Annotated in this window: 18 protein-coding genes and 1 pseudogene; 12 read left to right on the top strand and 7 right to left on the bottom strand. The window is 63.0% G+C overall.

Annotation, left to right across the window (positions count from 1 at the left end; translation table 11 throughout):
• Nucleotides 1-90: 90 nt before the first annotated feature.
• From AC1MGT_RS07490 to AC1MGT_RS07475, 4 genes are all read right to left on the bottom strand, one after another.
• A complete protein-coding gene (locus AC1MGT_RS07490; protein ID WP_499503671.1) occupies nucleotides 91-879 on the bottom strand; it encodes a Crp/Fnr family transcriptional regulator in 789 nt (262 codons plus the stop codon).
• A 16-nt stretch (nucleotides 880-895) separates the two neighbouring features.
• Complete coding sequence (locus AC1MGT_RS07485; RefSeq protein WP_499503670.1) at nucleotides 896-1,120, bottom strand: VanZ family protein; 225 nt, start codon at nucleotides 1,118-1,120, stop codon at nucleotides 896-898.
• A gap of 141 nt (nucleotides 1,121-1,261) precedes the next feature.
• A complete protein-coding gene (locus AC1MGT_RS07480) occupies nucleotides 1,262-2,554 on the bottom strand; it encodes a tetratricopeptide repeat protein (protein ID WP_499503669.1) in 1,293 nt (430 codons plus the stop codon).
• The gene (locus AC1MGT_RS07475; RefSeq protein ID WP_499503668.1) at nucleotides 2,551-4,458 is read right to left on the bottom strand and encodes a CHASE2 domain-containing protein; all 1,908 of its coding nucleotides are present in this window, start codon (nucleotides 4,456-4,458) and stop codon (nucleotides 2,551-2,553) included. The genes AC1MGT_RS07480 and AC1MGT_RS07475 overlap by 4 nt, the downstream gene beginning before the upstream one ends.
• Before the next feature lie 202 nt (nucleotides 4,459-4,660).
• On the opposite strand from AC1MGT_RS07475, the gene AC1MGT_RS07470 reads away from it, so the two are divergent.
• The 6 genes from AC1MGT_RS07470 (at nucleotide 4,661) to AC1MGT_RS07445 (ending at nucleotide 13,757) form a co-directional block, all read left to right on the top strand.
• Nucleotides 4,661-6,082, top strand: a complete 1,422-nt coding sequence (locus AC1MGT_RS07470; protein ID WP_499503666.1) for a FecR family protein — start codon at nucleotides 4,661-4,663, stop codon at nucleotides 6,080-6,082.
• A gap of 291 nt (nucleotides 6,083-6,373) precedes the next feature.
• On the top strand, nucleotides 6,374-8,224 hold the full coding sequence (locus tag AC1MGT_RS07465; protein ID WP_499503665.1) for a DUF4214 domain-containing protein: 1,851 nt from the start codon (nucleotides 6,374-6,376) through the stop codon (nucleotides 8,222-8,224).
• A 257-nt stretch (nucleotides 8,225-8,481) separates the two neighbouring features.
• Entirely contained in the window at nucleotides 8,482-10,389 is a 1,908-nt protein-coding gene (locus AC1MGT_RS07460; protein WP_499503664.1) for a type I secretion system permease/ATPase, read from the top strand.
• Nucleotides 10,389-11,741 (top strand): HlyD family type I secretion periplasmic adaptor subunit, encoded by a 1,353-nt coding sequence (locus AC1MGT_RS07455; protein ID WP_499503663.1) that lies wholly within the window; start codon nucleotides 10,389-10,391, stop codon nucleotides 11,739-11,741. Before AC1MGT_RS07460 ends, AC1MGT_RS07455 begins: the two co-directional genes overlap by 1 nt.
• A 3-nt stretch (nucleotides 11,742-11,744) precedes the next feature.
• The gene (locus AC1MGT_RS07450; RefSeq protein WP_499503662.1) at nucleotides 11,745-13,091 is read left to right on the top strand and encodes a TolC family outer membrane protein; all 1,347 of its coding nucleotides are present in this window, start codon (nucleotides 11,745-11,747) and stop codon (nucleotides 13,089-13,091) included.
• A gap of 75 nt (nucleotides 13,092-13,166) precedes the next feature.
• Nucleotides 13,167-13,757, top strand: coding sequence for a DUF4214 domain-containing protein (locus AC1MGT_RS07445; RefSeq protein ID WP_499503660.1), 591 nt, complete (start codon nucleotides 13,167-13,169; stop codon nucleotides 13,755-13,757).
• 1 nt (nucleotide 13,758) lies between these two features.
• Here the strand turns inward: AC1MGT_RS07445 and AC1MGT_RS07440 are convergent, their stop codons facing one another.
• On the bottom strand, nucleotides 13,759-14,643 hold the full coding sequence (locus AC1MGT_RS07440; RefSeq protein WP_499503659.1) for a sulfurtransferase: 885 nt from the start codon (nucleotides 14,641-14,643) through the stop codon (nucleotides 13,759-13,761).
• Between the two features lie 231 nt (nucleotides 14,644-14,874).
• Here AC1MGT_RS07440 and AC1MGT_RS07435 point away from each other — a divergent pair, with 231 nt between their 5' ends.
• From AC1MGT_RS07435 to AC1MGT_RS07415, 5 genes are all read left to right on the top strand, one after another.
• On the top strand, nucleotides 14,875-15,558 hold the full coding sequence (locus tag AC1MGT_RS07435; RefSeq protein ID WP_499503658.1) for a PEP-CTERM sorting domain-containing protein: 684 nt from the start codon (nucleotides 14,875-14,877) through the stop codon (nucleotides 15,556-15,558).
• A gap of 191 nt (nucleotides 15,559-15,749) precedes the next feature.
• Nucleotides 15,750-17,288, top strand: coding sequence for a methyltransferase regulatory domain-containing protein (locus AC1MGT_RS07430; protein WP_499503656.1), 1,539 nt, complete (start codon nucleotides 15,750-15,752; stop codon nucleotides 17,286-17,288).
• Nucleotides 17,289-17,387: 99 nt separating this feature from the next.
• Nucleotides 17,388-18,554 carry an acyltransferase family protein gene (locus tag AC1MGT_RS07425; RefSeq protein ID WP_499503655.1) on the top strand — a complete coding sequence of 389 codons (1,167 nt, stop codon included), beginning with the start codon at nucleotides 17,388-17,390 and terminating at the stop codon, nucleotides 18,552-18,554.
• A 9-nt stretch (nucleotides 18,555-18,563) separates the two neighbouring features.
• Nucleotides 18,564-22,058: a DNA polymerase III subunit alpha gene (gene dnaE / locus AC1MGT_RS07420; protein ID WP_499503654.1), complete on the top strand. Its 3,495-nt coding sequence runs from the start codon at nucleotides 18,564-18,566 to the stop codon at nucleotides 22,056-22,058.
• Nucleotides 22,048-23,103 carry a glycosyltransferase family 9 protein gene (locus AC1MGT_RS07415; protein WP_499503652.1) on the top strand — a complete coding sequence of 352 codons (1,056 nt, stop codon included), beginning with the start codon at nucleotides 22,048-22,050 and terminating at the stop codon, nucleotides 23,101-23,103. Before dnaE ends, AC1MGT_RS07415 begins: the two co-directional genes overlap by 11 nt.
• 15 nt (nucleotides 23,104-23,118) lie before the next feature.
• On the opposite strand, the gene AC1MGT_RS07410 is transcribed toward AC1MGT_RS07415, so the two are convergent.
• Together AC1MGT_RS07410 and AC1MGT_RS07405 are read right to left on the bottom strand one after the other, a co-directional pair.
• Entirely contained in the window at nucleotides 23,119-24,453 is a 1,335-nt protein-coding gene (locus AC1MGT_RS07410; RefSeq protein WP_499503650.1) for an NHL repeat-containing protein, read from the bottom strand.
• An 87-nt stretch (nucleotides 24,454-24,540) separates the two neighbouring features.
• Nucleotides 24,541-24,708 (bottom strand): annotated as a pseudogene (locus tag AC1MGT_RS07405) (LysR substrate-binding domain-containing protein); the annotation flags it as partial.
• 152 nt (nucleotides 24,709-24,860) lie between these two features.
• Between AC1MGT_RS07405 and AC1MGT_RS07400 the strand changes: the two are divergent.
• On the top strand, nucleotides 24,861-26,465 hold the full coding sequence (locus tag AC1MGT_RS07400; protein ID WP_499503649.1) for an alkaline phosphatase D family protein: 1,605 nt from the start codon (nucleotides 24,861-24,863) through the stop codon (nucleotides 26,463-26,465).
• Nucleotides 26,466-26,474: the final 9 nt, after the last annotated feature.

Raw genomic sequence — 26,474 nt, 5'->3', positions numbered from 1 at the left:
GAATTATACCGCACGGTCCTGCCTACAAATTGTTCAATTGTAACGACGTGTCGTGCTGCGCGACACCTTGAAAGGCGTCGCGAAAGGCGTTCAGCTGCCTTGCGCCAGCCGCTGCAGCGCATCCGGATCGAGGATTACCAGGCGGTGCGCGTCCTTGAGCACGACCCCCTGCTGCGCCAGCACCAGCAGGGCGCGCGTGACCGTTTCGCGGCTGGTGTTGATCATGTTGGCAATGTCCTGGTGCGTTGGCAGGTTCTCGACCACACGCTGGCCTTCCTTGTCCTCGGTCTGCGGCATCAGCGCGATGTAGGTGTAGATGCGGCGCGTCGTGTTGTTGATGCTGAGAAGCGCGCGGAACTCGGAATCGCGCTGGATTTTCTGGGCCAGGTGGCCGAGCATCTTGTGCGCCACCGATGGCGAGTGCGAGAACAGGTGCATCGCGGTCGAGGCTGGCAAGAACGCGACCAGCACCTCGGTCATGGCCACCACCGACGCCGAGCGGGTCGAGCCGTTGATCAGGGCGATCTCGCCAAAGAAATCACCGGCCGCCAGCATGCGCAGGCCGACCGCGCGCCCGTCTTCGGTCACGTCGACCACTTGCAGCTGGCCCGAGAGCAGGAACAGCAGCGCATCGGCGACGCCGCCCTTGTGCAGGACCACCGTGCGTTTCGGGAAATGGCGGTAACGCATTTCGCTCTTGACGCGCGCGATGTCTTCGTCGCTCAGGTCCGAAAACAGCGGAATCTTGCGCAGGTGAACCTGGACCTGGTGTTCCTGGAGTTGCGGCGCAGCGCCAGCGGCCGCTTCTTGCGCAGGCGCGGCAGCGGCGGCAGCGGCAGCGGCGGCGGATTTCAGGGAAAGCTTGGCGCTGGAACTCATGGGTGTGTCGGTCTCGTCAAAAATGCCCGGCCACGAAGACGGCCAGGGCGGCGCAGCCGATGCCGGCCGCATTGGCAGCCAGATCGCGCCAGCAGAAGCGGCGATCGGGCACCAGGGCTTGCAGGCATTCGATCAACCAGCCGAACACCAGCAGGCCGGCCATCCACCACGCTGCCTCGAGGCCGTCCTGCGCAATGCGCAGGGCCAGCACGGTCAGCAGCGCGAAGGCGCCAAAATGCATCAGTTTATCGTTCGGCAGAGGCGGCAGCCAGCGGTTGGGCACCAGACACCCGGCCAACAGTCCGAGCGACGCGCAGACCAACAAAATCGCTTCCAGTCTCACCAGAGGGTCCTCTACAAATCCGGACCGCGATTGTACCGCCTACGGCGTATGCCATTGCCAGCTCAACTGCAGTTGGCGATTATTGTACTGAAAGATCGAGATGTTCTCGCGGTTGCGCACTGCGCGGGCCTCCAGAACGATACGCTGCTGCTTGCCGATCTGGTACGTCAGCGAGGCGCGCAGCACCTGCGTGCGCTGGGCGCGTACCTGGTCGATCAGGAGTTCGGGCGAATAAGGGCTGGCGCTGTCCCAGCTCTGGCGGGTATAGGCCAGTTCGCCGGTCGTGCTCCAGCCGAGCGGGCGGCGCAGGTTCAGGCTGACGTAGGCGCCATGCCGGTTGCCGCCGGGGCGGTCGGCCAGCGCGCGGTCGGACTGGACGCCCGCAGTCACGGTGGCGCTGAGGTCGCCCGTGTAGTGGCTCAGCAGCGCGCGTGCCTCGATCAGGTTGGCGTCGAACGCGCTCAGGGTGGCGTAGTCGGTGCGGGTGGCCGCGCCGATCAGGTGCAACTGGGTGCGTGGCGGCAGCGGCACGGGTGGCGTCACGCGCACCTGGGCCTGGCCCTGGCGCTGGTACAGATGGCCGCCCATGCCCGTGAGTCCGAGCGAGGCGGTGCCGCGCACCAGCCATGTACCCAGCCGCCACGGCGATTCGACGCCGCCGAACAGTGCCGTGGTGTCATAGTCGTGCAGGCTGTCGTAGCGCCGGCCCTGGAATTGCAGAAAACCGAGTGTGCCGTTGGCCGTGATGTCACGCAGGTAGTCGGCGCTCACTTGCGTGTAGCCGTCATGCTTGGGCAAAAAATCGGCCAGCAGTGGCAGTTCGACCGTACCGTCCGGACCTTCGACGATGAACGTCGAATTGCTGGCGCCCTGGTTCACGTTATCGTCGACGCCGCGGCTGACGCTGATGGCGGCAGTGCTCGCCGGCGTCCAGCGCACGCAGCCGGTGTCGCGCGCCTCGGCGATCAGTTCGAGGATTTCACGGCGCGGATTGAAGCGGGTCTCGACATTGGCGAACAGGCGCTCGGCTTCATCGCCCTGGCCCAGGCTGCACTGGATCAGCGCCAGGTCGAGCCAGGCGCCGGCGTGCTGCGGCACGATGCCGATCAGGCGTGTCATCTGCTCCGACGCATCGCTCTTGCGGCCTTCGGCCAGCGACTGCAGGGCTTCCTGATACAGCAGTTCTTCCGCCGTGTGCCCGGATGGACGGGGCAGGGCAGCGTCTTCAGGGCTGGCACCAGGCGACGGGCTGCCCGATTGCGCGAGCGCGCCGTTGCAGGCCAGTGCCAGGCAGAGGCCCGCTATCGCGCGCACGATGAGGGTCTGGTTCACGATGCCTGCTCCGGCGCGGCGCTGCTGGCTTGCAGACTGGGTTCGAATGTATACAAAGGGGTGGCTCTTTCTTTGCCGCGCAGCAGGCGCTCGCCCAGGGCGAGGAAACGGTGGCGCTCGCTGCGCTCGACCGTTCCCGGACCGATAATGACATTGTGCGTGAAATCACGCGCGACCTGCTCCAGGCGGGCGGCCGTATTGACGCCGTCGCCGACCGCAGTATAGATGCTGCGGAACATCGTGCCAAAGTCGCCCGCCATTGCGGCGCCGCTTTCGATCCCGATCCGCACCCGCAGCGGTTGGTAACCCTGACGCACCCGGCTTGCGCTGAGTTCGTCGACGCGCACCTGGATCGCGCGCGCCGCATCGAGCGCCAGGTCGGCATGCTCGGCCTGCGGCAACGGTGCGCCCCAGAACGCCATCATCCCGTCGCCCGTGTACTTGTCGAGCGTGCCCTGGTGATCGATCACGGGTCCGGTCAGGCAATCGAGGAAGTCGCGCGTGAGCGTGGCCGCCGCTTCCACCGGCAGCGTCTCGACCTGGCTCGTGTACCCCTCCATGTCGGCCACGAGAGTGGTCACGTCGCAGCGGCGCGGGCGCAGCGGGTCTTCTTCTTCGCTGCGCAGCAATTGCTCGACGACGGCCGGCGCCACGTATTGCCGCAGCGTCTGCAGCAAATGGCGCGAGCGGCGCTGGGCCTGCTGCCAGCCGTAGGGCACCGCCACCGCCAGCAGGAACAGATTGGTGCCCAGCGGCCCCACTGGCGCGAACACCGGGTCGTGCGGCGCCACGATGTAAGCCAGTCCCAGCCACAAGGCCGAACTGGCGCCCAGCAGCAATACGCAATTGGCGGCCGACAGGCGCGGGAAGGCGAGCGTGCAGGCGATGCATGACGCCAGCGCAAACAGGCAGGCGATCAGGCGCCCCGGCCATGGCGCCGGTTGCTTGCCTTCCTGGCGGTCAAGCAGGGCCGACAGGATGGTGGCTTGCACACCGAGCCCCGGGCGGTTGGCCGCGAGCGGCGTCGAGACCCGGTCGCCCATGCCCAGCGACGATGAGCCGATCAGCACCAGGCGCTCGCTGGCACCCTCGGGTGCGATGCGCTGGGCGAGAATGTCACCGGCGCTGACCACCGTATAGGCACGCCAGTCGCGTGTATAGGGAATGCGCATCAGGCCGGCGTTCTCGATGGCCAGCGGCGGCCGCCCGGTGCAGCAGTTGACCAGTGCCAGCCCGAGCGCCGGATACGCCTTGCCACCAAAGCGCGTCACCAGCGGCACGTGGCGCAGGGCGCCATCGGCATCGGGGATGAAACCGATGGCGCCGACATGCGGCGCCCGCGCCAGCCCCGGGAAGTTGCCGATGAAGCCGGTGGCCGGCACGCCGCCGGCCTGGCCGGCAATCGCGCCGCCCAGGTAGCCGTCGAGTACCGGCTGCGGCCGGTTGCCGGCAAAGTCGAAATCGAAGGCCTGGGCCGGCACGAGCGGGCCATGCGCGGCGAGCAGGGCCAGGCGCATGTCGCCATCGGTACCGCTCGCGGCCGGCAGCAGGATGTCGAGGGCGACGCCGCGCGCGGCGTAGCGGGTAAGCAGGATTTCCACGAGGTGCGCCAGGCGCTCGCGCGGCCAGGGCCATGGACCGAGTTCGCCCAGCGAGGCTTCATCGATATCGACGACCAGAATGCGCGGTTCGGGCGCGGTGCTGACCTGCAGGCGCAGGAAGGCGTCGCGCAGCCATTCATTGGGCAGGAAGGCCACCTGGTTGACGCCGATCCGCGACCACCTGTTGTCAGATGGCGACACGCCCGCCGTGGTGCTCCACTGTGTCCAGAGAGTGACCATGAAAGCCAGCGCAGCGATGATCCAGCGGCCACGGGTACGTGCTTGCGTTCTCGGTTCAGCCACGCGCTGCGCTCTTGTCAAAGAATTGGTTGGTCAAGTGTAGTGACGCAGTATAACTGGTCGCATTGCTCGATTGCATTGTTTATTTGGAAATATCACACGCTGAAATGCCAATATCGGCACCGTTCCTTTGCGCTAGAATGTGATAACCGTCACAGCAACGCGTCAAGGCGACGCGGTACAGTGGGAAGGAAAGGGGTCTATCTTGCACAAATTATTCATTACCGCCACGCTCGCATGCGCCGCGCAGTTTGCCCATGCCGCCGAGGCGGGCAAGATCATTTTCGTAACCGGCGCAGCCTCGGCCGGCGAGCGCGCGGCCGTCGAAGGCACGCGCGTCGAAGAAGGGCAGATGCTGTCCACGGGCGCCGATGGCTATATGTATGTGAAGACAGCCGACAATGGCCTCTTCATCCTGCGCCCACAGACCCGGGCCCGTATCGTCACGTACCAGATCGACAAGCAGAATCCCGCCAACACCCGCGTCAAGTTCGAGCTGCTCAGTGGTACGGCGCGCAGCAAGTCGGGCGAGGCCGTCAAGCAGGCGCGCCAGAACTTCCGCTTCAACACGCCCGTGGCCGCCATCGGCGTGCGCGGCACCGATTTCACGGTCACGACCGACAACGACACGTCGCGCGTCTCCGTGTTTTCGGGCGGCGTCGTCGTGAGCGGCTTCGTGGGCAGTTGCCGGCCGGATGGGGCAGGGCCGTGCGAAGGCGGTACCAGCCGTGAACTGAGCGCGGCCCAGCGCGGACAACTCGTGCAGGTCACGCGTGGCCAGGCCGCGCCGCAGGTGCTGGAAGCCGGCGGCCAGAGCCCGGACCAGGCCGCTCCGCCGCGTCCCGATGAACCCCTGACCAAGAAGGACGCCGATCAGCCAAAGGTCAATGTCGAGGTCGCCAAGAACATCGGCCTGAACACTGCCATCGACAAGGTCGTCAATCCTGGGCCTGCCGAGCCGGCGAACCCGCCGGTCGATCTGCCTGACGTGGAAACGCCGGTCGTGGTGGTCCCGGTGCCTGAAACCCCGGTCACGCCAGGACCTGCACCAACGCCGGTACCCGAGACGCCAGTGTCGCCGCTGCCGCCGGTCGGTGTGCCGAACCCGGCCGAGCGCTTTGCCATCTGGGGACGCTGGCAACCGGTGAACGGCGATGCGGCGCCGTTCGACTTTGCCGCACAAGAGGCAAAGAATGAACGGATTGCGCTCAATGGTTATTTCGCACTGTTCCGCACGCCAGGTAAAGAGTATGTCGCGCCGAATAACGGCAGCGTCGGATTCAGCCTGCGCAGCAGTGAAGCGTATGTCATGACCGAATATGGCAACGGCATTATCGTGACGGCGCCGGCGACCTTGTCGAATGGTGCGCTGAACGTCGATTTCGGTAAACGGAGCTTCAACACCAATATGGATCTGACTACGCGCAGCGATATCGTCAAGCTGCGCGGCGACGGCACGGTCAGCAGCGACGGTCGCCTGCGAGGTGATGCTGCCGGGCGTCAGGGGTATTTGAACATTCAGGGACTGCTGACCAATGAACGTGGGCCGTCGTCGACTGCCGCTACTATCTTCGACGGGCGCATCGATGATCGTCGTACAGTCAATGGTGCTGCGACCTGGCGTTGAGTTTTTGTATATCCGATAATAAAAAAACCCGGTAATTCCGGGTTTTTTTATGTGCCAAGAATTAATGGTCGAGTATATCCAGCCTCATTTTGTTTCAAGATGTAACGCCCGTAAAGATTATCAAAGTACAAGATTCTGAGTGTATACTGTGATAATTGAAGAGAATCTCCATGGGGAATCGGTTTAACCCCGCAATTTTGTCTGGAAATTGTCAGTTTTTAGGAAAACTTGGTCATTACTGTGATGGCCGTCACACGAGTCATGCCGACGTATCTGTCATGATGCGGCTCGTTGGACTTCAAGAGTGTCCTCGGCTCTTGCAATAAAGAATCAACATTCGATCGATCGATCTCATTTTTTTTGGAGTTACACATGGCTATCGTCACCACCCACGTTGCAGCAGTTCAACAACTGTACGTTGCTTACTTCGGTCGTCCTGCTGACACCGCAGGCCTGGACTACTGGACCAACGTCGTTGAAGCCAACGCCGGCGCAACCACTGCAGTGTCGGCCGCTTTCGCCGCATCGCCAGAATACATCGTGACCTACTTCGGTCAGACCAACACCCAGATCGTCAACAACATCTATCAAAACCTGTTCGGTCGCGACGCTGATGCAGCTGGTCGCACCTACTGGGCAAACCTGCTGACCAACGGCACCATCAAGGTCGACACCATCGTTGCTGAAGTTGCAAAAGCAGCGCTGACCACCGACGCAGAAGCCGTTGAAAACAAGGTCGCTGCTTCGACCGCCTTCACCGCTGCTCTGGACACCACCGCTGAAAACGCAGGCTATGCTGGCAACTCGGCACTGACCCTGGCTAAAGCGTTCATCAAGACCGTCACCACCGATGCAACCCTGGCAACCGCAGTCGCACCAGCTAACCTGACCGCACAAGTTGCTGCTGTCGTCAAAGCCGGTACCCCATTCACGCTGTCGAGCGGCCTGGCTGCTGTTGAAGCGGCTGACGACAACCTGGCGACGTTCCTGGAAGAAAACGAATTCGCATCGGTAACTGATGCTGGCACCGAAATCGGCACTGCCGAAACCGCAGCAATCGCTGCAATCGATGCTGAAGTCACCGGCACCTACACCGGTGCTACCGCATCGGTGCAAGCTGCTCTGATCGCTGATCAGCGCACTGCCAACACCAAAGCACTGAGCGATGCCAACAAAGCACTGGTTACCGCCAACGCTGACGCTGCTGCCATCACCGGCCTGAGCGCTGCGATCGCTAACCAGCGTGCTGCAGTTGCTGCAAACGAAGCTGCAATCACGCTGGCTGAAGAGACCCAAGTCGAACTGGAAGTCGCTGCTTCGGGCCTGAACACCCGCGTCGGTGGCACGCTGGACATCGAACTGGCTCCTGCTCCTGCAGCTGGCGCTGCCCCAGTCCCAGTCGTGACCTTCGTTGACGGCACCACCACCGTCAACCTGATCTCGATCAACGCTGCTGGTAACTTCGTGCTGGCAACCGGCGCGACCGAAGTCAAGTACCCAGGCGTGACCGCACTGCGCGATGCACTGGCTGCTGACGTCGACGCTGATGTCGACGCTGGCTTCGCTGCTGCTGACCTGACCGATGCAAACGCTGACCCACTGCTGGCTGCTAACTCGGATGAAGTGCTTGCCGTTACTAATGCTTACATCGCAATCGAAGCTGCTAACACCAACATCGAAGAACTGGCTGACGCTGTTGCCGATCTGGCCGAAGCGCGCGCTCTGAAGACCGAGCTGGCTGCTCTGAACAAGGCAGTTGTCGATGCAGGTGCTGCATTCGAGGCCGCTGGCTTCGCTGCCCCAGTGATGCTGGATGGCCCTTCGGCTGCTGCAACTTCGGCTTCGGACGTCTTCCTGCTGGGCGATGAAATGGCAGTGACCATCAGCGCCTTCGGCCGTTCGGGTTCGGATGCTCTGGTCATCGGCGAAGGTTACGTCGTGAACAGCGGCGCCCTGACCACCGGCAATAACGCCGCACTGGAAGTCTTCTTCATCCAGAACGGTACCCGTACCGAAGTCCACGTCGAAACCGAAGCTTTCGGTTCGGCCAGCGACGACGTCACTGTCATCACCCTGATCGGTGTTGACGCTACTGACCTGCAACTGGTCGATGGCATCATCTCGATGAAGGCAGGCGCCTAATTATCTAGCCCGCTTCGGCGGGCTTGGTAACGCCAAAACCCGCCACCGCAAGGTGGCGGGTTTTTTTTTGCCTGCCTTGTATGAGTCTGTTGTGGACATGATGCGACTGAATGTAGTCAGAAAGCTCATAATTTGTGATCTCTGTCACAAAATTTAAGGGTTATGCGGCATAATGAACGCGCTAACTGGTTGCTTGTACTACGGCAACATGCGGGGTCAACCAGCCCTGACCCGATTCTGCCTTCAGACCATCGTCCATGAAAAAACTGCTAAACGCTAAAAACGAAATCGAACGCGCATTGCTCGCGTTCAAGAGCACATTTATCACGATTGGGGTGTTCAGCGCGATCATCAATGTCCTGATGCTCACGCCATCCCTGTACATGCTGCAGGTGTATGACCGGGTGCTGGCCAGCCGCAACGAGATCACGCTCTTGATGCTGACCTTGCTGATGCTGGGCGCGTTTCTGTTCATTGGCTGCCTCGAGGTCGTGCGGTCGTTTGTGCTGGTGCGTGTTGGTGCCAAGTTCGACATGATGCTCAACAAGCGCATCTACACCGCCGCATTCGAGCAAAACCTCAAGCAGAGCGGCGGCAATGCCGGCCAGGCGCTGAGCGACCTGACCAGCCTGCGCCAGTTCCTGACTGGCAATGCGTTGTTCGCCTTCTTCGATGCGCCATGGTTCCCGATCTATTTGTTCGTCATTTTCCTGTTCGAGCCGGCACTTGGCTGGTTTGCGCTGGGCGGCACGATCATTCTGATCGTCCTGGCCGTCGTCAACGAACGCGTCACGCGCGCGCCACTGTCCGAGGCGAACTCGATGGCCGTGGCTGCCAGTGCGATGGCCACCAACAATCTGCGCAATGCCGAAGTCATCGAATCGATGGGCATGCTGCCAAACCTGATGGGCCGCTGGTTCAAGACCCATGGCAAGTTCCTGTCGCTGCAGGCCGATGCCAGCCAGAAGGCCGGCACCATTGGCGCCATTACCAAATTCGTCCAGACCGCGCTGCAATCGCTCGTGCTCGGCTTTGGCGCACTGCTGGTCCTGGAAAACAAGATTACCCCCGGCATGATGATTGCCGCATCGATTCTGGTCGGCCGCACGCTGTCGCCGGTGCAGCAAGTGATTGGCGTCTGGAAGAGCTGGAGCAGCACCCGCAGCGCGCATGAGCGCCTGACGAAGCTGCTGGAAACCAACCCGGCGCGTGCTGCCGGCATGGCGCTGCCGAAACCGGAAGGCAAGCTGACGGTCGAAGCCATCACGGCAGCGCCACCGGGCGTCACCACGCCGATCGTGCGCAATCTGAGCTTTGGCATCGTGGCCGGCGACGTGCTGGGCGTGATCGGCCCGAGCGGCTCGGGCAAGTCGACGCTGGCGCGCCTGCTGGTGGGCGTGTGGCCGGCGATGATGGGCAAGGTCCGTCTCGACGGCGCCGACATCTATCAGTGGAACAAGGCGGAGCTGGGCCCGAACATCGGCTACCTGCCACAGGACATCGAACTGTTCAGCGGTACCGTCAGCGAAAACATCGCCCGTTTTGGCGAAGTCGATGCCGAGAAAGTCGTCACCGCCGCCCAGCGCGCCGGTGTGCACGAGATGATTCTGCGCTTGCCGAAGGGTTACGACACGCCGCTGGGCGACGCGGGCGGCGGCCTGTCCGGCGGCCAGAAGCAGCGCCTGGGCCTGGCCCGCGCCATGTACGACGATCCGGCCCTGATCGTGCTCGACGAACCGAACTCGAACCTCGATGAAGTCGGCGAACAGGCACTGGTCACCGCCGTGCTCGAACTGCGCAAGCGCGGCAAGACCATCGTGTTGATCACGCACCGCCCGAGCATTCTGGGCGCCACGACCAAACTGCTGGTCATGAAAGATGGCATGGTTCAGGCCTTTGGCCCGACCCAGCAAGTGATGACGGCGATGCAGGAAGCGAGCAAGAAAGCCGTCGAAGCGGCCCAACAGCGCGTTGCACAGCAGGGTGGCGCGAAGCCGGCTGCCGAGAAGACTCACCGGCCGCGCTATGCCGTGCCCGAGCGCCTCGCCCCCGATGCCGCCGCCACGCCACCGCAAGCCCCAACCGCACCCGCTGCCCCTGCAGCCCCTGCAGCGCCTGCTGCCCCCGCTGCGACTGCAGCGCCAGCACCTGGAGAAATTAACTGATGAAGTTGCTTAAGAAAGATGCAGCGGACGTCATTACCCATGACGTGACCCCGCTCGAAGTAAAGACGGATGCACGCGCATTTGCCCGCATCGGCTGGCTGGTCGTTTTGCTCGGCTTTGGCGGCTTCATGCTGTGGGCCCTGCTGGCGCCGCTCGACAAGGGCGTGCCATTGTCCGGCACCGTGGCCAGCGAATCGAATCGCCAGGCCGTGCAGCACCTGAGCGGCGGTACCGTTCAGGAATTGCTGGTGCGCGATGGTGACGTGGTCAAGAAGGGCCAGGTGCTGGTGCGCATGAATCCGATCGTGGCCCAGTCCGCAGTGCAGGCCACCGAAGCGCAATACCTGTCGGCTCTGGCCAGCGTCTCGCGCCTGCTGGCCGAGCGCGACGGCGCCCGCACGATCAAGTGGCCTGCCGACCTGGAATCACGCCGCAGCGAACCGCGCATCAGTGAGCTGATGAGCTCGCAAGAACAATTGCTGATGTCGCGCCAGGGCGCGCTGCAAAACGAATTGTCGGGTGTCGACGCCAGTATCGAAGGCCTCAAGATGCAGATCACCGGTCTGCAGGAATCGCGCGACAGCAAGAAGGAGCAGGTCGGTTTCCTGAAAGAACAGCTCGGTGGCATGCGCGACCTGGCCAAGGAAGGCTATGTTGCCCGCAACCGCCTGCTTGATCTGGAGCGTACCTATGCCCAGCTCGGCGGCGCCATTTCGGAAGACATCGGCAATATCGGCCGCTCGCAGCGCCAGGTGGTCGAACTGACCATGCGCCGCGCGCAGCGCCTGCAGGAATACCAGAAGGAAGTGCGCAGCCAGCTCAACGACCAGCAACGTGAAGCCGAAGGGCAGCATGCCCGCCTGATGGCCCAGCGCTTCGAGCTGACCAACGTCGCGGTGCGCTCGCCTGCCGACGGCACTGTGGTCGGCCTGGCCGTGTTTACCAACGGCGGCGTCGTACCGTCTGGCTTCAAGATGATGGACATCGTCCCGAGCAACGCACCGTTGATCATTGACGGCCGTCTGCCGACCAATCTGGTCGACAAGGTTCATGCAGGCTTGCCGGTCGAGCTGATCTTCTCGGCCTTCAACACCAACAAGACCCCGCACATCGACGGTGAGCTGACCCATATTTCGGCCGACAGCGCCGTCGATGAAAAAACCGGTGTCCCGTATTACAAGGTGCACGTCAAGGTGGCACCGGCCGGTGAAAAGAAAATCATCGCAAACAATATGGATATCCGTTCCGGCATGCCGGTCGAACTGTTCGTCAAGACGGGCGAGCGCACGATGATGAGCTATCTGTTCAAGCCAATCATGGACCGTGCCCACACGGCCCTGAGCGAGGAGTAAGCGATGACGTCGATTCGTACCTCCCGCCTGCGCACCCTGGTGGCCGGCGCGCTGCTGGCCGCTGCTGCCGGCAGCGCCGGCGCGATCACGCTCGAGCAGGCCTACCAGGCCGCGCTCAAGAACGATCCGGTGTTTCGCATGCGCTACTTCGAGAACGAGAGCGGCAAGGAGAACCGCATTCTCGGTCGCGCGCAATTGCTGCCGCAGATTTCGGCCAGCCATTCGTTCAACCGCAACATCACGGACCTGCTGCAGCCTACCAACGTTCCGAACGTCCAGAGCCTGAGTCACCCGCGTTACCTGAGCCGCTCGTCGGTCGTGCAGCTGCGCCAGCCGTTGTTCAATATGGACGGCATACAGCGCTACCGCCAGGGCAAGGTCCAAAGCGAGCAGGCCGAACAGGCCTACGAAGCAGGCCTGGATGAAGTCTCGGTGCGCGTCGTCAGCGCCTATATGGACGCACTGTTCGCCGAAGACCAGCTGGCGCTGGCGCGTGTGCAGCGTGATGCCTACGTCGAGCATCAAAAAGTGAACACCCGCCTGTTCCAGCTGGGCGAAGGCACCCGCACCGACATGCTGGAAATCCAGGCTCGGCTCGATCTGGCCGAGGCCCAGCTGGTCGAGGCGCAGGACAATGTGGTCGCCGTGCGCAACACGCTGGCCGGCGTGATCGGCACCGACCCCGGCTCGCTCGACCAGCTGGCCGAGAACTTCCGTCCGGTCACGCTCAATGTGGGCAGTTTCGAAGAATGGCGCAGCCTGGCGCTGGCGCGCAACAACACGCTGGCCGCCACGCGCCTGGGCGTGGAAAACGCGCGCCTGGACATCAACCGCAACCGCGCCGGGCACCTGCCACGCGTGGATCTGGTGGCTGCCTACAGCAAGAACGACAGTGAAACGCTGAATCTTCGTGGCACCGAATCGACCAACCGCGCGGTGGGCTTCCAGGTCAACTTCCCGATCTATTCGGGTGGTTCGGTCAATGCCACCACGCGCCAGGCCGCAGCCAATCTGGGCCGCGCCCAGGCCGAGCTCGATGCACGCAGCAACGAGATCCTGATCGAGCTGCGTCGCGCGCACGACCTCGTGCTCAGCAGCGGGCGCAAGATCGATGCGCTGGTCAAGGCCGTCGATTCGGGCAAGCTCCTGATGACCGCCACCCAGCAGAGCATCAAGGGTGGCGTGCGCATCAACCTCGACCTGCTCAATGCACAGCAGCAGTTGTTCACCAGCCAGCGCGACCTGGCCCAGGCCCGGTATTCCTACCTCGTCGGCCTGATGCGCCTGCGCTCTGCCGCCGGCACGCTCGAGCCGGAATCGATTCGCGAGATCGCGGCGTTCTTCCGCTGATCCTGCGGGCGGATTTGCGCCACACCTGCCTCGATTGGATTAATATCAATTTATTACCAATCGAGGAACTTCTTCATGGCCGTCAACCCGCTCGAAGTCCAGCAACTCTACGTCGCCTATTTTGGCCGCCCGGCCGATCCTGTCGGGCTTGATTACTGGATGGATACACTGGCCGGGAATGTGGTGACACCCGATGATATTTCGCGCTCCTTTGCCGAGTCGCAGGAATACCGTGACAACTACAGCCACATGGACAGCCGCACCGTGGTCACCAGGATCTACGACCACCTGTTCGGGCGCGACGCCGAAACCGTCGGTATCACCTATTGGGCTGACCTGATCGACCGTGGGGTCATCGCGATCGACGACGCGGTCAGGGAAATTTCAGAAGCGGCGGTTGGTGCCGATGCAATCGTGTTCAACGGCAAGGCGGCTGTGGCCACTGTCTTCACGCTGCGCCTCGATACGCCGAACGAAGTGGCAGCCTACGGCCGCGATACGGGATTGGAGCTGGCCATGGAATTTCTCGCCACTGTCAAGGATGCCAAAAGCGCGCTCGACGCGGCCGACCCGGTCGTGGTCGATGCGTGGATCGCGCGCATCGTGGGTGCCGACGGCACCGCCATCGAGGATGTGGGCCTGGTCGGCGTGGTGCCGCTGGCTTGAATCAGGCCGCGGCCTCGCCGGCTGCTGCCTGGCCAGCGGCGCTGCTGCTGCCGATGCAGTGCGGGCACGACACCTCATACACATAATCAGGCGATAACTGCTGGCGCGGCGTCACCACGGCGCGGCAGGCGAAGCACTGCACGGTTTCGGTCGGCTCGAGCTTCGGATTGAGCGCGGTGCGGTAGTCGAACACGAAGCAATCGCCCGTGTAGTGCGCGCCGCCGACGTCCTCGAAGTACTTCAGGATGCCGCCCTCCAGTTGGTACACGCGCTCGTAGCCGATTTCCTTCATGTGGATCGCCGCTTTTTCGCAGCGGATGCCGCCGGTGCAGAAGGTCACGACCGTCTTGCCGGCCAGCGCATCGCGGTGCTGCGCCGCGACCTCGGGAAACTCGGTGAACTTGTCGATGCGGTAGTCGAGCGTGTTCTCGAACGTGCCGACGTCGACTTCGAAGGCATTGCGCGTTTCCATCATCACGACCTCGACGCCGTCGTCATCGTGGCCCTGGTCGAGCCAGCGCTTGAGCGTGACGGGATCGACCGCCGGCGCCCGGCCCAGTTCGGGCTTGATGAGCGGCATGCGCATCGTGATGATCTCTTTCTTGATCTTGACCAGCATGCGCTTGTGCGACTGTTCGGTCGACAGGCTTTCTTTCCATGTCAGGTCGGCCAGGCGGGCATCGCTGCGCACCCAGTCCAGGTACGCGTCGATGTGCTCGCGCGTACCCGACAAGAACATATTGATGCCTTCCGGCGTGAGCAGCACCGTGCCCTTGAGAGCAAGCTCGTTGCACAGCGCCTGGTACTGCGGGCGCAAGGTTTCCAGATCGTCGAGCGTGACAAATTTGTAGGCGGCGATGTTGACGTACTGTTGAGCGGAAGACATGGCGATAGAAGAAGAAACGCGGTGAACGGACAGGTCGATATTATAAGTCAGTCAGAAGCGCCAACCGTCAGCGGCCCGCCATATCCTTGTCGAATAGATTTACACCATTGCTTCATAGCATTGATGAATATCAAATAAGTCATTGATTTGTATGGTAGGTAACGACCTGGCACCAAGTTTGCTTATAGGAGGGCTGCGCTGTACAAACTTTGATCAACTAGGAAAACAACAATGATCCGTAATATCGCTCTGCTGGCCCTTTCGCTGACTGCCGGTGCCGCTTCGGCCGCTACCATTCCTGCAACGCTGACCTTCAACTCGGACAGCAACACTGCCTACACCAATGTGATGCCGGCAGCCCAGAGCGGCAGCGTGCTGATCGACTTCAACTTCACCTACACGGGCGCAACGGTCGACAACAACGATTTCCTGGCCCTGTGGTTCGGCAATTCGAACAATCTGTCCCAAGCCTACAAAGGTCCGAACGTCGGCTTCAAGGCAAACTGCGGTAACGGTACCTGCAGCAACGACCTGTTCGCACGCCTGGGCGGCGAAAGCGGCCCGTTCATGAACAACAGCAACCTGGTTGCAGGCACCACCTACAACATCTTCGCGAACCTGTACAAGGCCGCTGGCTCGACGACCTACAACCGCTTCGACATGTGGCTCAATGCAACGGCTGCCGAAAAGGCGTCGCTGACCGGCGCCGACCTGAAGGCAACCGGCAACACGAACCTGGCGTCGTTCAACACGATCGGCGTTCGTACCCTGGGTCTGGACAAAGGCCTGAGCGTGAACGTGAATAATCTGCGCGTCACCGGACTCGAGTCTGAAGTGCCTGAGCCAAGCAGCGTTGCCCTGATGGGTCTGGCACTGGCTGGCCTGGCATTTACCCGTCGCAACAAGCGCGGCTGATTGCCGCTCGGCGCGCCAGAAATACCGGCGCGCTGCTGACAGCAGACTGGAAACGTCGTTCCTGCGCAGGCAGGAACGACGTTTTTGCGTTAACAACACACCGTACCGGGTGGCCGCGCAAGGTCGCCATATGCGTCCCGGATACGCCGTGCTAGAGTGCCTCGCATTGCTCCATCACCGACAGGAACGCCATGCACGACTGGTCCGAAGGCTACATGACCGAGTTAGCCTATACCTACGGCTACTATCCCGAACTCAACCCGTTGCGTGCACGGCTGGCCCTGCTCGAGGCGGGCATCGTCCCGCCGGATGTCCAGACCGCTTGTGAGCTGGGCTTTGGTCAGGGCATGAGCATCAATATCCATGCGGTCGCGGCCGGCGCGGCCTGGCATGGCACCGACTTCAATCCGGCCCAGGTCGGTTTTGCGCGCGAGCTGGCGCAGGACTTGCCGCTGGCAGCCAATCTGTCCGACGAGGCCTTCGAGGCCTATTGCCAGCGCGCCGATCTGCCGCAGTTCGATTTCATCGCGCTGCACGGCATCTGGAGCTGGGTGTCGGACGCCAACCGCCGCGTGATCGCCAGCTTCATCGAGCGCAAGCTCAAGGTGGGCGGCGTTGTCTACGTCAGCTACAACACCCAGCCCGGCTGGGCCGCGACCGGACCGCTGACCGAGTTGATGGCCGGCTTCGACGCGGCCCTCAATCCCCCCGGCATCGGTCCGGCAGCGCGCATCGACGCGGCGCTCGACTTCGTCGACGGGCTGGTCGCAAGTGGCGCGCTGTACGGCAAGGTCAATCCCCAGGTGGCCGAGCACCTCAAGCGCCTGCGCAGCCAGGACCGGCGCTATCTGGCGCACGAATATTTCAACCGCGACTGGCAGCCGATGCCGTTCGCGCAGATGCGTACCTGGATGGAAGGGGCACGGCTGAGCTACGCCACATCCGCCCAGTTCATCGACCACGTGCCGATGCTGAATCTGACCGCGCAGCAGCAGGATCTGCTGGCCGCGATCCCGGATGCGGGTTTTCGCGAAACGGCGCGTGACTTCATCGTCAACCGCCTGTTCCGGCGCGATTACTGGGTGCGCGGCGCGCGCCGGCTGGCGCCGGCCGACCGCACCGAGCGCCTGCGCGCCATGCGGGTGGTGCTGGCCACGCCGGCCGCCAAGGTCAAGCTCAAGATCAGTGGCGCGCTGGGCGAAGCGAACCTGCACGAGGACGTCTACCGCCCGATCCTCGATGCGCTGGCCGACCACCGGCCGCACAGTCTGGGCGAACTTGAAATCACGCTGGCCCCGCACGGCGCCACGCTGACCCGGATCGTCGAGGCAGTCATGCTCCTGACCGGCGCCGGCAACCTGCACCCGGCCCAGGCCGACGAGGCCATCGACGCTGCCAGGGCCGGCGCACTCCTGCTCAATACCCGCCTGTGCGCCATGGCGCGCTATGCCGAAGATGTCGGTTGCCTGGCTTCGCCGGTGACGGGCGGCGGCTTCCCGGTGCGCCGCATCGACCAGCTGTTTCTGCTGGCGCGCAGCGTTGGTGCGGCCAGCACCCCGGCGCTGGCCGATTTCGCGGCCGCTGCACTGCAGGCGCAAGGCCAGCGCATCATGAAGGATGGCCAGCCGGTGCTGGACGATGCCCGCCAGATCGAGATGCTGCGCAGCCAGGCGCATGCGTTCGACACAACGCGCTTGCCCGTTTTTCAGGCATTGGGCGTGGCTGCCTAAAACCCAGTCCCAAAAAGACGATTGCCGGTCGATACAGGCAACGGCGATGGCACCTTGTCAGTTACTATATTGCATTGTGCACAAGCGCCAGGGTATGTCATGCGGTCATTGAACATCCAGTACAATCCACGTATCGATCAGCTACGCTGGCTGGCGGCGACGCTCGTGTTCCTGTTCCACTTTCACCTGGAATATCGCCGCCTTGGCGGCAATGGCCTGGTCAATCCGTGGACCTCCTTGATCATCGAAGGCCATACCGGCGTGGGGCTGTTCTTCACGCTGTCGGGCTTTTTGTTCATGCAGATCGCGCTGCGCCAGCGCCAGATCCGGTATGGCGAGTTCCTGCGCAACCGCGTGCTGCGCATCGCGCCGCTGTACGTGGTGATCTTCCTGGTGGCCACGTCGATTTCGCGCGACAAGTTCCAGCCGCAAGACCTGCTGTTCTTCTTCGCGTCGAATCTCGGCATGCCGCCCACGTCGCAGACCGTCATTACCGGCGCAGCCTGGACGATCTCTCTTGAATTTTTGTTTTACCTGGTGTTCCCGTTTCTGGCGCGTTTTGCGATGGAGCGGGGCGTGCGCTACCTGGCCGGCTGGCTGGTGCTGCTGCTGTTCTTCAAGGCAGCGGCATTTACCGTCAACACCAACAGCACGCTGATGTATTTCAGCACCTTCGTCGGGCGCTTCGACCAGTTCATCATCGGCATGATCGCGGCGATGACCTACGCGCGTCATGAAGCCACGTTGCGCCGCTGGGCGCCTTTCCTGGTGCTTGCCAGCGCCGCGCTGGTGGTCTGGAATACGCGGCTCATGCACGTCAACGCCAGCTTCCTGACCGCCCCGCATGCGTCGTTCTGGATCATCTGGACGATGCTCGAAAGCGCCGGCTGGGCGCTGCTGATCCTGGCCTGGGTCGCCTTCAAGCCCGGTTTCCAGGGCCCGCTCGGGCGCGTGCTCAGCCACGGCGGCAAGATCAGTTTTTCGTTCTACCTGCTGCACATGGCGGTGCTGCACGTGCTGGCCGAAGCGGTCGGCCTGATGCGCCCGACCGGTATCGGCTGGCTGAACGCCGCTTTCATGGCTGCGTGCGCCTATGCCGTCACCTGGGCGCTGGCCACCCTCAGCTTCAATATCGTCGAAGAGCCATTCCTGCGCGGGCGTCGCAGCTATGGGGCACTGCCTGCCGTTGGCGAGAACGCCACGCTGACCCGCCCCCCGGAACCGCCAACCCCGCCAGCCCCTCCGCGCGAAGCCCGGGCGCGGTAAAATGCGGGGATGACTTCCCCGACTTTTACCCATCTGCGCATCCACTCCGAATACTCCATCGTCGACGGCCTGGTCCGTATTGACGAGCTGGTCAAGGCGGCGGTCAAGGATGGGCAGCCGGCGCTGGCCGTGACCGATCTGGCCAACACCTTTTGCCTGGTGCGCTTCTACAAAGAGGCGCGCGGCAAGGGCGTCAAGCCGATCGTCGGGGTCGATGCCTGGATCACCAACGACGACAACCGCGACAAGCCGCACCGCCTGCTCATTTTGGCCAAGAACCACACCGGCTACCTGCAGCTGTGCGACCTGCTGGCGCGTGCCTGGCTCACCAACCAGCACAAGGGTCGCGCCGAACTGCGCGCCGAATGGCTCGAAGCGCTGGCCACGTCCACGTCCACGCTCAATCCCGAGCAGTCGCAGGCCAATGGCCTGATCGTGCTGTCGGGCGCGCATTTCGGCGACATCGGCCAGGCCATCGAGAACGGCGACATCGCCCGCGCCGAGGCCAATGCTGCGCGCTGGGCGCGCGTGTTCCCGGGCCACTTCTATATCGAGATCCAGCGCGCCGGCCAGCTCAACCAGGAGCAGCAGGTGCGTCATTCGGTGGCGCTGGCCGGTCGTCTCGGCTTGCCGGTCGTGGCGACGCACCCGGTGCAGTTCCTCGACAAGGACGAATACATCGCCCACGAAGCGCGCGTCTGTATCGCCGAGGGCGAGATGCTGGCCAACGCCAAGCGCGTGCGCCGCTTCAACGAGAACATGTGTTTTAAGTCGCAGGCCGAGATGGCCGAACTGTTCAGGGACCTGCCGGGCGCGCTGGCCAACTCGGTTGAAATCGCCAAGCGCTGCAACGTCACGCTCACGCTGGGCAAGCCTCAGCTGCCGAACTTCCCGACGCCGGGCATGACGATCGATGAATTCCTGATCGCCGAAACCAAAAAAGGCCTGGAAGACCGCCTGCTGCAGCTGTACCCGAACGAGGCGGAGCGTGAACGCGAGCGCCCGCGCTACGAGGCGCGCCTGGACTTCGAAAATCAAACGATCATCAACATGAAGTTCCCCGGCTACTTCCTGATCGTGGCCGAGTTCATCCAGTGGGGCAAGAACAACGACGTGCCAATCGGCCCGGGCCGCGGTTCGGGTGCGGGCTCGCTGGTGGCGTATGCGCTCAAGATCACGGATCTGGATCCGCTCAAGTACAACCTGCTGTTCGAGCGTTTCCTGAATCCCGAACGCGTCTCGATGCCCGACTTCGACATCGACTTTTGCCAGGAAAAGCGCGAGCTGGTGATCCAGCACGTGAAAGACCTGTACGGGCGCGATGCGGTCTCGCAGATCGCCACCTTCGGCACGATGGCAGCCAAGGGCGCGATCCGCGACGTCGGCCGCGTGCTCGATTTCGGCTACAACTTCTGCGACGGCATTTCCAAGCTGATTCCGTTCAAGCCGGGCAAGCAGGTGTCGATTGCCGAGGCGATCGAAGAAGAACCGATGCTCAAGGAGCGCCTCGAGAACGAAGAAGAGGTCAAGACGCTGCTCGAACTGGCGCAGAAGGTCGAGGGCATCACCCGCAATATCGGCATGCACGCCGGTGGTGTGCTGATCGCGCCGGGTAAACTCACCGACTTCTGCCCGCTCTACACGGCTGGCGGCGATACCGGCGTGGTCTCGCAGTACGACAAGGACGACGTGGAGGCCGTGGGCCTGGTCAAGTTCGACTTTTTGGGCCTGACCACGCTGACGATCCTCGACCGCGCGGTCAAGTACATCAAGCAGCTCGATCCGGCCGAGAGCGAATTCGATCTCGCCAAGCTGGCGCTGGACGACCGCGCGTCGTACAAGCTGCTGTCGGACGCCAAGACCGTCGCGATCTTCCAGCTGGAATCGCGCGGCATGCAGGGCATGCTCAAGGATGCGCGGCCCGACCGCTTCGAGGACATCATTGCGCTGGTCGCGCTGTACCGTCCGGGCCCGATGGACCTGATCCCCGACTTCTGCAAGCGCAAGCATGGCGAAAAGTTCGACTATCCCGATCCGCGCACCGAGTCGATCCTGTCCGAGACCTACGGCATCATGGTCTACCAGGAGCAGGTGATGCAGATGGCGCAGATCGTGGGCGGCTACTCGCTGGGCGGCGCCGACATGCTGCGCCGCGCGATGGGCAAGAAAAAGGCCGAAGAAATGGCCGAGCACCGCGAGATCTTCCGCGCTGGTGCGGCCAAGGATGGCCTCACCACCGCCAAGGCCGACGAGATCTTCGACCTGATGGAAAAGTTTGCGGGCTACGGCTTCAACAAGTCGCACGCGGCTGCTTACGCGCTGCTGTCGTACCACACGGCGTACCTGAAGGTGCACCACACCGCCGCGTTCATGGCAGCCAACATGTCGCTGGCGATGGAAGACACCGAGAAGATCAAGATCCTGGTCGAGGATTCAAAAGAAGTCTGCAAGCTCACGATCCTGCCGCCGGACGTCAACGAATCGCAGTTCCGCTTCACGCCGGAAGGCGAGGCGCGCTCGAAAACGGGCAAGCCGGTCACCAATATCCGCTACGGCCTGGGCGGCGTGAAGGGCGCGGGGCAGGGCGCGATCGAGGCGATCATCGCCGCGCGCACGGCAGGCGGCAAGTTCAAGGATCTGTTCGATTTCTGCAACCGGGTCGACCGCAAGCAGATCAACCGCCGCACGATCGAATCGCTGATCCGCGCCGGCGCGATGGACGCATTCGGGGTGGATCGCTCCGTGCTGCTGGCGTCCGTGTCGTTCGCGATGGAAGCGGCCGGCCAGGCTGCGGCAGCCATCAACCAGGTCAGCCTGTTCGGTGGTGACGATGCCGACCTGGTCGCGCCGCCCGAGTACGTGAAGGCGCTGCCGTGGACCGATCGCCAGAAGCTGTCCGAAGAAAAGATCGCGCTGGGCTACTACCTGTCGGGCCATATGTTCGACTCGTACGCGCAAGAGGTGCGGCGCTTTGCCAAGACGCGCATGAAAGACCTCGAGCCGTCGCGCGACCCGCGCATGATGTGCGGCGTGATCTCGGGCATCCGCACGCAGATGACGCAGCGCGGCAAGATCCTGATCGTGGCGCTGGACGACAAGACCGCCGTGCATGAGGTGACGGTCTACAGCGAAGTCTTCGAAGCCAACAAGAACGCCTTCAAGGAAGACGAATTTTTGCTTGTGGTGGGCAAGGTATCCGAAGACCGCTTCAACGGCGGTCTGCGCATCACGGCCGAGAAAGTGTTCGACCTGGCCACGGCGCGCATCCAGTACGGCCACAAGCTCGAGATGGACCTGGACAAATCGGTCAGCGCGGCGCGCCTGGCCGAGATCCTGCAGCCGCACCGGGTGCATGACGGGATGCCGGTGAGCCTGCGGCTGCAGACGCAGGATATTCCGTTCACCGTGCAACTGGGCGACGACTGGCGCGTGGCGCCATCCGATACGCTCAAGGCGGCGCTGGAGCTGTCGCTGGGTGCGAAGGACGTCGCCGTTGAGTACTAGCGCACGTTCGACCGACGGCAGATCGGCCTTTGGACGCATCCTGATCTGCCGCACCGACAATATCGGCGACGTCGTCCTGACGCTGCCGCTGGCGGGCTACCTCAAGCAGCGCTTTCCGCAGGCGCAGATCGACCTGCTGTGCCGTGCCTACGTGGCCCCGGCCATGCGCCACAGCCGCCATCTCGACCGCGTGATCACGCTCGAAGCGTCGAACGATCTGGCCCGCCTGTTTGCCGACGGCGACTACGACACCGTGATCTTTGCGTTTCCCGACCGGCGCCTGGCGCGCGCGGCGCAGACAGCGCGCGTGCCCAACCGGGTAGGCACCAGCCACCGCGTGTATCACTGGTTCACCTGCAACCGACTGGCCCGCTTCAGCCGCGCGAAGTCCGACCTGCACGAGGCGCAGCTGAACTTTCTGCTGCTGCGCCCCCTGGGCATCGACCATGTGCCGACGCTGGCCGAGATCCCGCAGTTGTACGGGCTGGATGCGCCGCAGCGCGCCGCCGTTGACGCCTTGCTGGCGCCGGGGCGGCGGCACGTCATCCTGCATCCCAAATCGAATGGCAGCGCCCGTGAATGGCCGCTGACCCATTTCACGGCGCTGGCGCGCGACCTCGGGAGCGACCCGGCCATGCGCCTGTTCGTCACCGGCAGCGCCGCCGAGGGCGTGCTGCTGGCCGCGCAGGCGCCGGCCTTGCTGGCGCTGCCGAACGTGGACAATCTGTGCGGCCGGCTCGACCTCGATGAACTGCTGGCGCTGATCGGCACCTGTGATGGCCTGGTGGCGTGCAGCACCGGCCCGATGCACCTGTCGGCGGCGCTGGGGCGGCCGACACTGGGGCTGTTCCCGCCGATCAAGCCGATGGATCCGGGCCGCTGGGCGCCGCTGGGGGCGCTGGCCGAGGTGGCGGTTGCCCGCCAGCCGTGCGCCGGCTGCACGGACTCGGCGACCTGCTCCTGCATGGGGTCGATTACGCCGCAGGATGTGGCCGCGCGGGTGCGCGCCTGGGGTGGGGCGGGAGCGCGGCGCGGGGCTGCCTAGGGTTTCATTTGGACCTCAGTCGACCCGAATCTTGCTTAACTGAGCGTAGGACATCAGTGTCACAACCCCAGGCGTACCGGCATGGAGCGAGACGAGGCCGTTTTGAGGTAGCGCTCCGGTAAAGCCCAGACTGGCCGCCACCGTGCTGGCAACGCCAGCGGGCGTGATCTTCCTCAGCTGCCCTCTGGAGCCGAGCTTGTAGAGGTTGCCTGCGGTATCAATGTCCATCGGGCCGTTGCTGCCAAAGAAGGCAGCAGTGCCGGTGCCATCGACATCGTCGAGAAAATCAAAGTTCCGGTCTGTTCGACCGGCAAGCGTCGTGACCGCGCCTGCAGGGGTAATCTTCCGGATCAGCAATACATCGCTGACGTACAGGTTTCCGGCCTTGTCGGCGACGATCTGGGCTGGTCCCATGAATCGTGCCTGCGTTCCAGGTCCGTCGACTGGATTTCTGCGGCCGGCGCAGGGCGATCCCGGCGGACTGACAGCCTCGCAACCGCCGCCAGCAAACGTTGAAAACGCACCGTCTGGCGCGATCTTGCGAACTCTCGACCCGTCGGTTGCGTAGATGGTGCCGTCTGGCGCCACCGCGAGCTTCAACGTATACGCGGTGGCAACGCCGGAGGCGCCATCGATCGTTCCGGTCGCTGCATCATAGGGCGCGGTCTGCGTCAGCGTGGTCACCGTACCGTCGCCTGCGATCCGCCGGATTGCATACGCGGCGGCGCCAACTCGGTCCACGACGTACAACGCCCGGTCTGGCCCGAACGCCAGCGATAGTGGTTCGGCCACGTTTGCGTAGGTCGTGATGTTGCCGTCCGTCGTCACCTTCTTGATGTCCGACACGGGGGATGAATAAGCGATGTACAGAGTGCCGGATGGATCGGCGGCCGAGTCGACGGGCCGCGCTCCCTTGAGCTGGGACGGATCGGCGATGAGAACCGTCCACGTGAGCGGCAGGGTGACCCAGGGCACGGGCACTGGCGATGGCTTCAGGTTCAGCTGAATCGAATTCGAGATGCCGCCTGCGCTGGCCGTGATTGTCGCCTTGTCTGTTGTCAGATCAAGAGAGGCCGCGTAGGCGGCAATCGGCTTGTTTGGATCCGTGTACAAGGTATCGCCAATACCGGCCTTGGGCATCACTGACCAGGTGACCGGCCCCGTGACACCCGTCAGCGTTGGCGTGATCTCGACCGCCGAGCCATTGAGGATCATCGACGCGGCCGAAGAGGCCAGCGCGATCGTCGGCGGAGGCGGCGGCGATGACACAGGCGCGCTGTCGTGCTTGCCACCACCACACGCAGTCAGGAATACTGCCGAGAACATCGCAAGATGGCGTGCATTGAGCATGACAAGTCTTTCGGTATATGGCGATAGCATGGATCTTACACATGCAGAACGGCGCAAAATGCACGAAAACTTGCACCGGCCCGCCTGTCAAACATGTTGAATGCTGACCGCCAGCCGCAGGAAATCCACAAACGCACGCACCCGCGCCGACAAATGCCGGTTTTGTGGATACAGAATGGAAAACGGGCGGCAGCGACCGCCGTAGGGCTGAAGAATCTCTACCAGATCCCCACGCTTGACCGCTTCGGCCACCGCAATAGCGGCCCGGCTTCCAGGCGGGGTATGCAGACCGTCAGAGCGACATCCCGGCGCTGGATCACAAGGACTGACGCGATCCGGTTGTTGATTTCATGCCCACGTCATATTGAAAAAATAAGCTTGTCGGCTCTTACATGAACGGAGCAGGCATGACTTCATCGCATTCGCGTCGCACTTTCCTGACTCAGGGTGGGGCATTGGTGGGCAGTTCGGCGTTGGGAGGCTCCCTGCTGCTGGCAGGTTGCGGCGGCAGCAGCCAGGCCGCCATCGGTGTCAGTGACAAGGAACGCCCGAAGATGCCATCGGGGATACAGTTCGGCGACATTACCGATCAACGGGCGATCATCTGGAGCCGCAGCGACCGCACCGCGCAGATGATTGTCGAATACGATACCAGCGAGCGTTTCAGCAACGCCAGCCGCATCGTCGGCCCCACGGCTAGCGACGCGACCGATTTCACGAGCCGTATCGACCTGAGCGGCTTGCCCGCCGGCCAGACGGTCTTCGTGCGCGTGCGCTACGTCGATCCCAATAATGCAAAGATCGAAAGCGAAACCATCTCGGGCCAATTCAGGACCACGCCGGCTGCGGACAGCACCCGGGCTGTGCGGTTTCACTGGAGCGGGGACCAGTGCGGCCAGGGCTGGGGCATCAACACCGATTTTGGCGGCATGAAAATCTATGAAGCGATGCGCTTGCGCGACCCGGACTTTTTCATCCACAACGGCGACACGATTTATGCCGATGGGCCGATCCTGGCCCAGGTGACGGCAGAAAACGGCCAGGTCTGGCGCAATGTGGTCACCGAAGAAGTGAGCAAGGTCGCCGAAACACTGAAGGAATACCGCGGCCGTCACGCCTACAATATGCTGGATGCGAACTTTCGCAAGTTTGCGGCCCAGGTACCGCAGATCTGGCAGTGGGACGATCACGAAGTCACGAACAACTACAGCGCGGCCAAGGATTTGTCGGGGGACGCACGCTATACCGAGAAAAGCATCGCCACCCTTACGGCCCGTGGTCGCCGCGCCTTTCTCGAATATGCGCCGATGCGCTACTACAAGCAAAGCGAACCGCAGCGCATTTATCGCACCATCTCGCACGGCCCGCTGCTGGACGTCTTCGTGTTGGACATGCGTACGTATCGCGGTCCGAACAGCGCCAATCTGCAAACCGGGGAAGACGCCAGTTCGGCGTTCCTGGGCCGTGAACAGGTGGAATGGCTGATCGCCGGGCTGAAAGCCTCGACCGCGACCTGGAAAGTCATTTCCGCCGACATGCCCATCGGCTTGAATGTTGGCGACGGCAAGAACGTCCGGGGTGAAGACGTGTGGGAGGCGATCGCCAACGGCAACAATGGCGTGCCGCTCGGGCGCGAACTCGAAATGGCGCGCCTGCTCAGCAGTATCAAGGCGATCCCCAACGTGGTCTGGATCACCACCGACGTTCACTACTGCGCGGCCCACTATTACGATCCGGCCCAGGCCCGGTTCACGAACTTTTCACCATTCTGGGAATTCGTTGCCGGCCCGATGAATGCCGGCGCCTTCGGTCCGGGCGTGCTCGACAAGACCTTCGGCCCTACGGCGGTTTTCTCGAAAAGTCCGGTGATCCAGAATTCTTCGCCGTTTTCTGGCTACCAGTTCTTTGGTGAGGTCAATATCGACCCGCGCACCAAGGCGATGAAGGTCGAGCTGTTCAATCTCGACGGCGTCTCGCAGTTTGCGCAGACACTGCCGGCGGTGGGCGTCTAAGGCCTGGCC

The sequence above is a fragment of the Telluria sp. BA11 genome (assembly GCF_056680305.1).
The sequence above is the reverse complement of the archived record's forward strand: the minus strand, read 5'-3'. Positions and strand labels throughout refer to the sequence as shown.